This window comes from Amycolatopsis sp. CA-230715 (genome assembly GCF_018736145.1).
Lineage (GTDB): Bacteria > Actinomycetota > Actinomycetes > Mycobacteriales > Pseudonocardiaceae > Amycolatopsis.
Genome location: NZ_CP059997.1, coordinates 8,535,559 through 8,549,516, shown reverse-complemented (window position 1 = coordinate 8,549,516; position 13,958 = coordinate 8,535,559). Strand labels below are relative to the sequence as shown.

Annotated in this window: 3 protein-coding genes and 1 pseudogene; 3 read left to right on the top strand and 1 reads right to left on the bottom strand. The window is 72.0% G+C overall.

Annotation, left to right across the window (positions count from 1 at the left end; all coding sequences use genetic code 11):
* The first annotated feature begins 185 nt into the window (after positions 1–185).
* The 3 genes from HUW46_RS40045 to HUW46_RS40035 are packed head-to-tail and all read left to right on the top strand — an operon-like array spanning position 186 to position 2,993.
* Positions 186–1,934 (top strand): 3-hydroxyacyl-CoA dehydrogenase family protein, encoded by a 1,749-nt coding sequence (locus HUW46_RS40045; protein WP_215543886.1) that lies wholly within the window; start codon positions 186–188, stop codon positions 1,932–1,934.
* A gap of 45 nt (positions 1,935–1,979) precedes the next feature.
* The gene (locus tag HUW46_RS40040) at positions 1,980–2,360 is read left to right on the top strand and encodes a VOC family protein (protein ID WP_215543885.1); all 381 of its coding nucleotides are present in this window, start codon (positions 1,980–1,982) and stop codon (positions 2,358–2,360) included.
* A gap of 45 nt (positions 2,361–2,405) precedes the next feature.
* A complete protein-coding gene (locus tag HUW46_RS40035) occupies positions 2,406–2,993 on the top strand; it encodes a hypothetical protein (protein ID WP_215543884.1) in 588 nt (195 codons plus the stop codon).
* Here HUW46_RS40035 and HUW46_RS40030 read toward each other — a convergent pair.
* A pseudogene (locus HUW46_RS40030) lies at positions 2,962–13,869 on the bottom strand (SDR family NAD(P)-dependent oxidoreductase); the annotation flags it as partial. The gene HUW46_RS40035 and the pseudogene HUW46_RS40030 overlap by 32 nt on opposite strands.
* Positions 13,870–13,958 lie beyond the last annotated feature (89 nt).

Below are 13,958 nucleotides of genomic sequence, written 5' to 3'. Positions count from 1 at the left end.
CGTCCACAGCCCCGAGAAACCCGCTCTGGCGTGGGAAAACAGGGGACCGCCGGTGCGATTCGAGCGACCTTGCCCCGCGAGTTCGTTGGCAGGCATAGTGATCGGACGGACGAACGGCGGCCGTCATCCCGAATGGCGAACGCGTTCACGGTTCATTTCTGGCCGAAGCAAGGGAAGGTCCTGACATGGGGCGTGCTTTCTCGCGGATCGGCGTGATCGGGATCGGCGGCGTCGGCTCCGCGCTCACCGGAGTGCTCGCCGGTTCCGGGGCCGAGGTCGTCGCGGTGGAACTCGACGCGGAATCCGCTCGGCTGGCCGCCTCGCGAGTCGAGCGAACGCTGCGGCGCGGCCCGCTGTCGGAAGACGAGACCACTCGAGCGCTCGCCCGGATCCGGTACACCGACCGCCTTTCCTCCGTGCGCGATTGCGAGCTCGTGATCGAGGCGGTGCCGGAGGCACTGCACCACAAGATCGCCCTGTTCCGCGAGATCGATCCGAGCTGCGGGCCGGACACGGTGTTCGCGACCACGACCTCCGGGCTGCCGGTGACCCAGATCGCCGCCGCCACGAGCCGGATGCCGAGCACCGTCGGACTCCACTTCGCGCTGAACGCGGCGGGCGAGGTCGGCGGCACGGTCGAGCTGGTGTGCACCCCGGTCACCGACAGCTCCGTCCGCACGCGGGTGGAGAGCCTGGTCCACCGGCTCGACCGCAGCCCGCTGGTGACCACCGACCGTCCCGGCTTCACCGGGGCAGGACTACTGCTCCACTACTTGAACAACGCCGCCGCCATGGTGGAGGACGGCTACGCTTCGGCCACCGACGTCGACACCGCGATGACACTCGGCTGCGGACTGCCGATCGGGCCGCTCGCCCAGCTCGACCTGATCGGGCTGGACACCGCGGCGGCGTCGCTGACCGCGCTCGCCGATCAGACCGGCGACCGCAGCTACACCCCGGCACCCATCCTGACCAGAATGGCGCGCGCCGGCCTGCTCGGCCGAAAGGCGGGCCGCGGTTTCCACGATCACACCGCCGCGCACACCCCCGCGCCAGCCGAGCAGCCGCTCGCGACCGCGCCTGCCGGAAGCCGTGTCGAGCGGATCGGGATCGTGGGCTCGGGAACCATGGCCTGTGGTATCGCCGAGGTATGCGCGCGGGCGGGTTACCCGACCGTGCTGGTGGCCAGGACCGACGTGCGCGCCAAGGCGGCACTGTCCACTGTGGAGCAGTCACTGGACGCGCGGGTGGCGCGGGGCAAGCTCACCGAGGAAGCCCACTCCGCTGCCATGAGTCTGCTCACCGGCGCCCCCGAGGTCTCGGCCATCGGCGACGCCGACTTCGTGCTCGAAGCGGTGGCCGAAGACCTCTCCGTCAAGCGTGCGGTGTTCGCCGCACTGGACGCGGCCGCACCGGCGCGCGCGGTATTGGCCACCTCGACCTCCAGCCTGCCGGTCGTGCAGTGCGCCGGGGCGACCGGACGACCTGAGCAGGTGCTCGGGATGCACTTCTTCAACCCGGCTCCCGCCATGAGGCTCGTGGAACTGGCCCACACCGAGCACACTTCGGAGCGGGCCGTGGCCACCGCGGGAGCGCTGGCCACCGCACTGGGCAAGCGGCCCGTGCGGTGCGGCGACCGGGCCGGGTTCATCGTCAACGCCCTGCTGTTCCCTTTCCTCAACCGAGCGGTCCGCGCGCTCGATCAGCACCATCGGCTCGATGACGTCGACGCGCTGTTCACCGGCGCCCACGGCTTTCCCATGGGCCCCTTCCAACTGCTCGACACGATCGGGCTGGACATCTCCCTCGCCATCCAGAAGCGGCTGCACCAAGCCTTCGGCGAACCGACCCTGGCACCGGCGAGGCGGTTGCGCGAGCTCGTCACCGCCGGGTACCTGGGGAAGAAGTCCGGTACGGGTTTCCGCGTACATTGACCGTCCCGTGCCGTCTCAGCGGTACCGAACAGGGGAGCGTTCCACTTGTCCGACGTCGAAAACACCATGGCCTTCATCGAGATTTCCAGCGACGACCCCGCGACGATCGAGCGGTTCTATTCGCGGATATTCGGCTGGCGGTTCGACCGGACGCCGGGGACGAATTACGGGTTCATCAGGATGCCCGGCGAGGCGAAGCCGATCGGCAGGCTGCTGGACAACGCGGGCGCCACCCCGAACTGGGGCACCTTCGGCATCGGGGTGAGCGACGCGGAAGAGATCTGCCGCCGGGTCAAAGCGGCGGGCGGCGAGATCCTCGACTCCGATCAGGTCTTCGAGGATGATTCGTACGTGATGCGCGGCGCGCGGTTCCGGGACCCGTCCGGCAACCTGTTCGCGGTCGGCACGGTCGAACCGAAGGAGTGACCGGACGGCCATGATCACGACGACCTCGGCCGGGATCATGGGGACGTGCTGGCCACGATCGCCGAAACCGGCGCGATCCGGCCTTATCGAGACCCGTTCGACCCGCGGCTGGGAAAAACCGAGGCGGTGTGCACCGCGTCGGCACGGATGTACGCCCGCGTTGACGCCGACCTGCGCCGTTACCGCGGCGAACCGCTTTCCTACCGCCACGGCGAAAGCGGATTCATGATCGCGTGGAGCCGCAAGTTCAACCGCTCGCTGCGCCCCGGCGAAAGCGGACGGGTCTTCACCGAAGGCTCGGACAACCACCCGGCGCTGTTCGGTATCAAGCTCGGCGCGTTCGAGCAGATGCCGCTGAGCCGGATGTTCGCCCGGCACGAACGCCGCAGTGCGCCGCCGGTCGCGTTCGCCGCGGTCACCCACGTGGAGGTTCCAGCCGAGCACGTGGCGGCAACCGAAGAACTGTTCGCCGCGCACGAGCTGCCCGGTGATTCCGCTGGAACACGGCGAGCGGCATTGTTCGCGGTTCTCCTTCTCCCATTTCGCTTCGGGCATTCCCCTGGACGCGCCCGGCCGTTGAGCTCGCCGAGCGCGTCGGGGCTCAGGCGAGGTCGCCGAACTCGCTGTCGATGAACTCCAGCAGTTCGTCCGCGCCGGCCACGCGGAGCCGGTCCGCCACCGGCGCCACGGTCACCTCGTCGGAGCCGGTAACCGTCCACAGCATTTTCCGCAACCGGGCCGCCAGTTCGGCCTCGGCTTCGATCTCGGGGAGCAGCGCCTCGATCTGGTCCAGCCCGCGTCGCACGAGCCGGTCGGCGTTCTCCGCGTCGGCGACCAGTTCGGTACGCAGGTACCGGGCCAGCGCGATCGGCGTCGGGTGGTCGAAGACGACGGTGGCGGGCAGGGGCCGGCCGGCCACGGTCTGGAGCCGGTTGCGCAGTTCCACCGCTGTCAACGAATCGAAGCCGAGGTCCCGAAAGGCACGATCCGGTTCGACACCGGTGTGACGATGGCCGAGCACCGCGCCCAGATGACCGCCGATCAGCTCCACCAAGGTGTCGAGCTGGTCCTCCGCGGCCAGTGCGGCCAGTCTCTCGGCCAGCGAAACCGGCTCGGCGGCAACCAGGTCGGTGACGGCCCGGCGAGGTACGGAGAACACCCCTCGCAGCACCGGGGGGAGCTCTTCCCCGCGCGGCGCCGCCGAGTCCAGTGCGATCGGTACGAGCGCGGGCCGGTGGTCGAACAGGGCCTCGTCGAACAGGTCGAGCCCATCCTCTGTCCGAAGTGGACGGATGCCGACGCGGGCAAGCCGCCCGAGGTCCCGGTCGTCGAGGTGTGCGGTCATCGCGCTCCGCTCCTCCCACAATCCCCAAGCGAGGGCGGTGGCGGGCAGGCCGGCGGCATGGCGGTAGTGGGCGAGCGCGTCCAGGAAGACGTTGCCCGCCGCGTAGTTGCCCTGTCCCGCGGTGCCGAGGACGGCCGACGCCGAGGAGAACAGCACGAAGAAGGACAGGGGCAGGTGCTCGGTCAGTTCGTGCAAGTGCCAGGCGGCGTCGATCTTCGGCGGCAGGACGGCCGCGAGCCGTCCAGGATCCATTTCCCGCAGCACGACGTCGTTCAGCGCTCCGGCCGCGTGTACGACCCCGCCCAGCCGCCTCCCGTCGAGGAGCCGGGCCAGCGCGGCGCGATCTGTGACATCGCATGCGACGAGGGTCGCCCGCGCTCCGAGTTCCAGCAGCTCCGCCTGGAGCCGCACCGCGGACCGGGCCCCGGGCCCGCGCCTGCTCACCAGCAGCAGGTTCCGCACGCCGTGCTCGACGACCAGCCGCCTGGCCACCAGCCCGGCGAGCACCCCGCTCGCACCTGTGACCAGTACCTCCGCGTCCTGATCGGCCACCGGCGGCATCCTCAGCACCGCCTTGCCCACGAGCCGTGCCTCGCTTAGCGCGCGGAAGGCATCCTGCGCGCGCCGCACGTCCCACGTGGTGGAGGGCAACGGATGCAGGACACCGCCGGTGAACAGCGCGGCCAGCTCCGCGAAGATCCGCCCGATCCGCTGGGTTCCCAGTTCGAGCACGTCGAACGGCGCGTAGCTGACTCCGGGATGCGTCGCGACGACCTCGGTGGCATCCCTGATGTCGGTCTTGCCCAACTCCAGGAAACGACCTCCCCTCGGCAGCAGGTCCAGCGAGGCGTCCACGAACGGCCCGGCCAGGCAGTTCAGGACCACGTCCACACCACGGCCACCGGTGGCTCGCAGCAGGTCTTCCCGGAACTCCAGCGTCCGCGACGAGGCGATCCGCCGGTCGGCGATCCCGGCGTCCCTCAGCGCCCGCCACTTCCCGGCGCTGGCGGTCGCGTACACCTCGGCACCGAGGTGACCCGCCAGTTGCACCGCCGCGAGACCGACGCCCCCCGCCGCCGCGTGCACGAGGAGCGACTCACCGGCGCGGAGCTCGCCCAGCTCCGCCAAGGCGTGGTACGCGGTCAGGAACACCACGGGGACGGTGGCGGCCTCGCCGTACGACCAGCCTTCGGGGATCCGCATCAGCAGCCGGTGGTCGGTGACCGCGAGAGGACCGAAGCCGCCGTCGACCATGCCCATGACCCGATCGCCCGGCCTCAGCTCGGTGACACCGGGCCCCGTCGCCAGTACCACGCCCGCCACTTCGCTACCCAGTTCGGCGGCGTGCTCGACCACGCCGAGCGTCTTGAGCACGTCCCGGAAGTTGACCCCGGCCGCACGGACACCGACGCGAACCTGACCGTGCGCCAACGGATCCCCGCGCTCGGGGCACGCGGTGAGCGCCAGGCCCTCCACGGTCCCGGTGGTCCGAGCGGTCAACCGCCACCACGGGGTCGCCACCGGCTCACGCAGCGCCTCCCGGCCCGCGCGCGCCCGCAGACCGGGGACGAACACGGTGCCGCCGCGCAGCGCCGACTGCGGTTCGCCCGTGGCGGCGGCCGCCGCCACGGCCGCGGTGTCCTCGGTGTCTTCGGCGTCGACGAGTACGAACCGTCCCGGGTTCTCCGACTGGGCGGCGCGGATCAGACCCCACACCGGCGCGCACACGAGGTCGATCACACCGCGGTCGCCTGCCGCGACCGCTTCGCGGGTCACGAACACCAGACGGGACGCGGCGAACCGCTCGTCGGCCAGCCACGCCTTGGCCAGCTCCAGCACCCGGTCCAGCACCAGCCGCGCGGCCGGTGCGACCGGGCCCGGTTCGCCGGTGACCGGGACGGTCACGAACTGCGGCGCCGTCCCGTCCACGAGCAGCGCATCGAAGTCCACATCGGACAGTCCGGCGAGCGCGCCCATCGAGGAAGGCACGGCCGGGGCCGCCACCGGCGTCCAGTCGAGCTGGAGCATCGAGCCGGCACCGCGGGACCGGGTCACCGCCGCGACGGTGGGCGGCGGGCGCAGGACGAGACCGTCGATGGTCGCCACCGCTCGCCCGGTGGTATCGGCCACCAGCACCGAAACCGAGTCCGGCCCGGTCGGCGTGATCCGCGCCCGCACCGCGCCAGCACCGGTCGCGTGCAGCGCGACTCCGGTCAGCACGAACGGCATGCCTTCGCCGTCGACGACGGAAACCGCGTGCAGCGCGGCATCGAGCAGCGCCGGGTGCAGGCGGTAGCGGTCGGCCTCGGCGCGCAGGTGATCCGGCAACGACGCCTCGGCGAACACCACCTCGCCCCGTCGCCATACTCTGCTCAGGCCGCGAAATCCCGGGCCGTAGTCGAATCCGGCTTTCTCGAGACCGTCGTACAGCTCCGCGACTCCGGCCTCGACCGCACCGTCGGGTGGCCACACCGCGAGTTCGTCTTCGGCCGGTGCGCCGAGGGGGCTCAGCACACCGGTGGCGCGCTGAGCCCACCTCGCCGCGTACTCCTCCCTGGCGCACAAGACCAGTTGGCGCGTCCCGGATCCGTCCGGTTCGGACAGTCGCACCTGCACTTCGGCCACTCCTCGCTCCGGAAGCGGCAGCGGTGCCTCGATGGTCAGTTCGGTCAGAACGGCGCTACCGGCCCGTTCCCCCGCCAGCACCGCCAGTTCGACGAACGCGGTGGCCGGCACGAGCGGCGTGCCCTGGCACCGGTGATCGGCCAGCCACGGGTGCGTGCGTGGCCCGATCCGTGCGGTGCACAGCACCCCGCCATCGGCCAGGTCGACGATCGCGCTCACCAACGGGTGCCCACCCGTTTCCGCGGCGGCGGCCCGCGCCGCGGGCTCCGGCCAGTAGCGCTCGCGTTGGAAGGCGTACGTGGGCAAGCCCACCCGATGGCCGTCGCGAGCGGCGGGCCAGGTGATCTCCGCGCCGTGGGCGTGTGCCTGCCCGAGCGCGGTGAAGAACCTGCCGAGAACGCCGTCGCCGCGGCGCAGCGTGCCGGTCACGGTCGCGGGAAGAGCTCGCAGCTCCACCGTCTCCTGCATCGCGGCGGTCAGCACCGGGTTCGGGCTCACCTCGACGAACGTACCGTGGCCCTGTTCGGCCAGCGCCGCGGTCGCTTCCGCGAACCGCACCGTGCCGCGCAGGTTCCCGAACCAGTAACCGGCGTCCAGATCCGCGGTGTCCATCCAGTCACCGGTCACCGTGGAGAAGAACGGCACCCGGCCGCTCCTGGCACGGATACCGGACAACGCCGCGCGCACGCGTTCCTCGAGCGCGTCCATCTGGGACGAGTGCGAGGCGTAGTCGACGGGGATTGTCTTCGTGCGGATGCCGACTTCCTTGCATCGGGCGGTCCACTCGGCGAGTGCCTCCGGCGCACCCGCCACCACCAGCGAACGAGGACCGTTGACCGCGGCGACCGAGAGGCTCCCCCGCCACTCGGCCATTAGGTCCGTGACGTCTTCGACGGGCGCCGCCACGGACACCATGCCGCCCTGCCCCGCGACCGCGAGCAGTTCCTTGCTCCGCAGGGCCACGATCGCCGTCGCATCGCGCAGCGACAGGCCGCCCGCGACGCAGGCCGCCGCGATCTCTCCCTGCGAGTGCCCCACCACCGCGGCCGGTTCGAGTCCGTACGAACGCCAGAGCTCCGCCAGCGACACCATCATCGCGAACATCGCCGGCTGCACCACGTCCACCCTGGCGAGCAACGGGGTGTCCTGGTCCGTCACCGCCTCGATCAGCGACCAGTCCACGAACTCGGCCAGAGCTTCGGCACATTCCCGCATCCGGTCGCGGAAGATCTCGGATTCGGCCAGCAGCCCTGCCGCCATTCCCGGCCAGTGCGCGCCCTGGCCGGGGAAGACGAACACGGGCCGATCCGCGCCCCTGGTAACGGATCCGGTGACCACACCCGGTGCCGGACTGCCGCCCGCCAGCGCGTCCAACCCCCGGATGAAACCGTCGCGGTCGTCGGCGACCACGGCCGCCCGGTGCCTCAGCGCGGCGCGAGTAGTCGCCAGCGCCGCACCGATCTCCTCGGTCGACACGTCCGGGCACGCGGCGACATGAGCGGACAAGCGGGCGGCCTGCGCGCGTAAGGCCGCTTCGGTGGCGCCGGACAGAACCCACGGCAGCGCCGGAGCGACGGACTCCTCGAAGTTCTCCGGCGCCTGCTCGATGATCGCGTGGGCGTTGGTACCGCTGATCCCGAACGCCGACACACCGGCCCGCCGCGGTCCGTCGGTATCAGGCCACGGCAGCGCCGAGGTGAGCACGGAGACCGCACCGGTGGACCAGTCCGCGTGCGGGGTGGGTTCGTCGACGTGCAAGGTGGCCGGCAGGATGCCGTTCCGGATGGCTTGCACCATTTTGATCACCCCGGCCACTCCCGCCGCCGCCTGGGTGTGCCCGAGGTTCGACTTCACCGAGCCCAGCCACAGCGGTCGGTCCGCGTTCCGGTCCCGGCCGTAGGTCGCCAGCACCGCGTTGATCTCGATCGGATCACCGAGCGCGGTCCCGGTCCCGTGCCCCTCCACCGCGTCCACCTGCGCCGCGGAAAGACCCGCGGCGGTCAGCGCGTCGGTGATGACCCGTTCCTGGGAAGGCCCGTTCGGCGCGGCGAGCCCGTTGGACCTGCCGTCCGAATTCACCGCACTGCCCCGGATCACCGCCAGCACCCGATGCCGGTTCCGCCGGGCGTCCGAGAGGCGTTCCACCAGGAGCAGCCCGGCCCCCTCCGCCCACCCGGTGCCGTCGGCGGCGGCGGAGAACGCCTTGCACCGGCCGTCGGCCGCGAGCCCGCCCTGCCGTGCGAACTCGGCGAACGGCCGCGACGTGGCCATCACGGTGACCCCGCCCGCTATCGCCAGCTCGCACTCGTCCTGGCGCAGCGACTGGCACGCCAGATGCAGCGCCACCAACGACGAGGAGCAGGCCGTGTCCACGGTCAGCGCGGGCCCTTCGAGCCCGAAGGTGTAGGCGACGCGGCCGGACAGCACGCTGCCCGCCTCCCCCGTCACCCGGTAGCCCTCGCCCTGGCCGGTGCCCGCGGTCAAAGAACCGTAATCCTGCCCGTTGGTGCCCGCGAACACGCCGGTCCGGCTTCCGCGCATCCGACGCGGATCGATTCCGGCCCGCTCGAACAGTTCCCACGAAGCTTCGAGGAAGATCCGCTGCTGCGGGTCCATCGCGACCGCTTCGCGCGGTGATATCCCGAAGAACTCGGCGTCGAAATCGGCCGCGCCGTCGAGGAACCCGCCTGCCCGCCGGTATCCCGGTTCCACCGGCCAGTTCCGGTCGCACGGGAAGTCATCGATCGCGTCGCGCCCGGCGGCGACCAGGTCCCACAACCGTTCGGGCGACTCCACTCCGCCGGGAAACCGGCAGGCCATCCCGATGATCGCGATCGGCTCGTCCTCCGGCGCCCGCTCGCGCTTCGTCGCGGTGTGCCCGGTGCCCCGCGAAACGGTGAGCAGGTGCTCCGCCAACGCCTCCGGAGTCGGGTGGTCGAACACCACCCCGCTGGACAGCGCGAGCCCGGTGGCTGCCGCAAGGCGCTTGCGCAGGTCCACCGCCATCACCGAATCGAAACCCAGTTCCTGGAACACCCGGTCGGGTTCCACCGCCGCTGGGCCGGCGTGGTCGAGCACCGACGCGACCTCGGTCAGCACCGCGTTCAGCAGTACGCGGCGCCGACCGTCTTCGTCCTTGCCAGCCAGCAGGCGGGGCAGCTCCGGATCGGCCGGTTCCCCGGCAGGGCCGGTGGCCGACGGCGCCGCTTCGGGCAGACACGCGAGCAGGGGACTCGGCCTTGCCACCGTGAACGTGGGGCCGAAGTTCGGCCAGTCCACGTCGGCGACCACCTCGGCCGGCTCCCCCCGCCGCAGCACCGCCGGCAGTTCGGCGAGCGCCGCGGCCGGCGCCATCAGGCGCAGACCTCGCCGCCGCAGCGCCGCGGTGTCCGTTCGCTCGGCCATCCCGGCCCCGTCCCATGGCCCCCACGCGATCGCGGTGGCCGGCAGGCGGCGACGGTGCCGGTCGAGGGCCAGTGCGTCCAGGAAGGCGTTCGCCGCGGCATAGGCCCCTTGCTCACGGCTCCCCCACACACCGGCGATCGAGGAGAACAACACGAAGGCGTCCAAGCTCCGTCCGTCGAGCAGCTCGTCGAGGTTGGCCGCGCCCGTCACCTTGGCCGCCAGTGTGTCGGCCAGTTCCTCCCGCGTCAGATCGGACAGCGGGCCGAACCGGTCCACGCCTGCCGCGTGCACCACCGCGGTCACGGACAACCCGGCCAGCAGTTCGGCGAGCGCCTCCCGGTCCGCCACGTCGCAGGATTCGACGCTCACTTCGGCGCCGAGCGCGCGGAGTTCGTCGCGCAGTTCCGCGGCCCCCGGCGCCGCCAGCCCGCGCCGGCTGGTCAGGACGAGGTGCTTCGCGCCGGATCGCGCCGCCCACCGGGCCACCGCGGCGCCGAGCCCGCCCGTACCGCCGGTCACCAGCACCGTGCCGCGGGGCACCCACCCCGCACCGGTCGCACTGGATCGGATCCGGGTCAGCCTGCGGCCGAGGCGCTGGTGTCCCCGTACCGCGACCTGATCCTCACCGTCCACATCGGACAAGGTGGTGACGAGCCCGGCCACCGCGCCGTCGTCCACGGTTTCGCCGAGATCGATCAGCCCGCCCCAGCGTTCGGGGTACTCCAGGGCGGCCACCCGCCCGAGCCCCCACAGCGGGGCTTGTGCGGGGCGTACCGGATCGGGGTGCCCCGGCGCCGAAACCGCGCACTGGGTGACGCACCACAACGGGGCGTCGACGGCGGCGGTTTCCAGCGCCCGCATCAGGTCGAGGCTGAGTCCCAGGCCGGACGAGCACGGTCCGGGAGCGCGGTCGAGCCCGAGGAAGGACAGCACGCCCGCTGGTTCCAGCCCGCGCAACCGCTCGGCGAGCGTGTCACGGTCGTCGGCCGGATCGACCACGAGTTCGCGAACTTCCGCACCGCTGTGCTCCATACCCCGCACGCAGGCCCCGACGACCGATCCGTCGTGCGGACCCGAAGGGATCACCACGAGCCAGCAGCCGGAGAGCGCGGCCCCGCTCTGTGCGGCGCAAGGCTGCCAGACGACTTCGTACCGCCACGTGCTCGCGGTGTCGTCGGCGCGCGCCACCGGATCGAGCCAGTAGCGCTCGCGCTGGAACGCGTAGCCCGGCAGATCCGCGCCAAGCCTTGGTACGGCACCGAACAGCGCGCGCCAATCGACCGGCGCCCCGTGCGAGTGCAGTTCGGCGACCGCGCCAACCAGTGCCTGGTCCTCCGGCACGTCCTTGCGGCAGCCCGGGACCACGCGCACCGAACCGCTCGCCCGGTCAGCGAGGCAGTCCTCGCCCATCGCGGCGAGCGCGCCGTCGGGTCCCAGGTCGAGGAACAGGTTCACGCCCCGCTCGGACAGCGTTCGCATGCCGTCGTGGAAGCGCACGGCTCGGCGGACCTGGTCCACCCAGTACCCTGGCGAGCAGAGCTCGTCCGGGGCCACGGCCGCGCCGGTCACGGTGGACACGATCGGCACGAACGGCGGCCGGAAGGTCACCTCCCGTGCCACCTGGTCGAAACGCGCGAGCATCGGTTCCATCCGGGGCGAGTGGAAAGCATGGCTGACGCGCAGCATCCGCGTCCGGCGCCCACGCCGGGACCAGTGCTCGGCGACCGCCCGGAGCGCGCCGGCGTCCCCGGACAGGACCACCGAACGCGGTCCGTTGACCGCCGCCAGCGCAACTTCGTCCGATGTGGACACCTCGTCCTCGGCGGCGTCCACCGCGAGCATCCCGCCACCGGCCGGTAGCTCCTGCATCAACAGGCCCCTGGCGGCGACCAGTTTGACCGCGTCCGCCAGCGACAGCACACCCGCCAGGTGCGCCGCGGCCAGCTCGCCGACCGAATGCCCGAGCACCACGTCAGGGCGGACCCCCCAGGAGCCCACGAGCCGGAACGCGGCTACCTCGAACGCGAACAACGCGGCCTGCGTGTTCGCGGTCCGCCCGAGCGTTCGCGCGTCGCCGCCCGTCATGATCTCGGACAACGGGTCGGGCAGGTGTCCGTCGAACAGGGCGCAGACCTGTCCGAGTGCCTCGGCGAACACCGGGAACGACGCCGCGAGCTCACCGCCCATGCCCGCCCGCTGACTGCCCTGGCCGGGGAGCAGGAACGCCAGGGTGGGCCGTGGCAGCACGGCGCGCACCGGGGACCGCCCGGATGCCAACGCGCCGAGCCGAGACCGCACCTCTTCCCTGCTGCCGCCGACGACCGCCGCCCGATGGCGCAACCCGGCACGGGTGGTCGCGAGCGCGAGACCCGTCTCGTCGAGTGCCGCCGTCGGATTGGCGTCCAGGAACTCGACGAGCCGGCGTGCCTGGGCCCGCACGGCCGCCGGGGAGGCACCGGAGAGCACCAATGGCCGCGCCGCGCCGGGATCCTCTCGCGGTACCGGCGCGGTCGTGTCGGGAGCCTGCTCCAGAATGAGGTGCGCGTTGGTCCCGCTGATCCCGAACGCGGAGATCCCGGCGCGGCGCGGCGCACCGGTGCGCGGCCAGTCCCGCTGCTCGGTGAGCAGTTCGACCGACCCGGCCGACCAGTCCACGTGCGGCGACGGTTCGGCCACGTGCAGGGTCTTCGGCAGCACCCCGTGCCGGACCGCCTGCACCATCTTGACCACGCCGAGCACACCGGCCGCGGCGAGGGTGTGCCCGATGTTCGACTTGAGCGAGCCGAGCCACAGCGGCCGGTCCGGTGCCCGGCCACGCCCGTAGGCGGCCAGCAGCGCCTGCGCCTCGACCGGGTCGCCCAGCCTGGTCCCGGTGCCGTGCGCCTCGACAGCGTCCACTTCGGACGCATCAAGGCCGGCATCGGCGAGCGCGTCGGCGATCAGCCGTTGCTGTGCGAGCCCGTTCGGCGCGGCGAGCCCGTTGGAAGCTCCGTCGGAGTTCACCGCCGAGCCCCTGATCACCGCCAGCACCCGGTGGCCGTTGCGCTCCGCGTCGGAAAGTCTTTCCAGCGCGAGGATCCCGATACCTTCGGCCCAGCCCGTGCCGTCCGCCGCCGCGGCGAACGCCTTGCACCTGCCGTCCGGGGCCAGCCCGCCCTGCCGGGAGAACTCGTGGAACAGCCCTGGCGCGGCCAGCACGGTCACGCCACCGGCAAGGGCGAGCGAGCATTCGCCACGGCGCAGCGCCTGAGCCGCGAGGTGCAGGGTCACTATCGACGAAGAGCAGGCGGTGTCCAGGGTGACCGCCGAACCCGCCAGCCCGAAGGCGTAAGCCACCCGGCCCGACACCACACTGGTCATCCCGCCGGTGACCAGGTGACCGCGCAGGTGCTCCGGCGCGGCGTGCATGCGGGGGCCGTAGTCCTGCGTGATCGCGCCGACGAAGACCGCGGTCCGGCTGCCGTGCAAGGAGTCCGGCGCGATACCGGCATTTTCCAGCGCCTCCCACGAAGCCTCCAGCACCAGCCGTTGCTGGGGGTCCATGCTCAGCGCCTCACGCGGGCTGATGCCGAAGAGGCCGGCGTCGAACGAACCGGCATCGTGGAGGAATCCGCCGTGCACCGGGCCATCCCAGCCGGACATGTCCCAGCCGCGGTCGACCGGCAGCGCGCCGATCGCGTCCACACCGTCCACAAGCGACTGCCAGAGCTCGTGCGGGGTGCGGACACCGCCCGGCGCGCGGCAGCTCATCCCCACGATCGCGATGGGCTCCGCCGCGGGCCGCGCGCCGGTGACCGGTACCCGCGTCTCGTCCGGATCGCCAGCCACGATTCGCCGCAGGTACCCGGCGAGGGCGGCCGGGGTCGGGTGGTCGAAGACCACGGTGACGGGCAGCCGGAGCCCGGTCGCGTCCATCAGCTCGTTCCGGAACGACAGCAGCGCCTGTGAATCGAGTCCGAGGTCGAGGAACGAGTGATCGGGCGCGATGTCCTCGGCCGCCACCCCGAGCAGCGCCGCTCCCCTCGCGATGATCAGCTCGGCCAGCACCCCGATCTGCTGCCGCTCGGGCAGTCCAGCCAACTGTGTGCGGAGTTCCTCGTCGACGACGGCCTCACCGGCGCGGTCCGGTGCCGCGTGGACGGCACGGGGCCCGCGCTGGAAGGCGTAGGTGGGCAACACGACCGGACGCGCTCCCGGGAAGAACGCTTCCCAACGCACATCGA

What these genes read in the sequence shown, in the direction of transcription:
- HUW46_RS40045 (WP_215543886.1), top strand. Translation starts at nt 186, where the DNA reads ATGGGGCGTGCTTTCTCGCGGATCGGCGTGATCGGGATCGGCGGCGTC.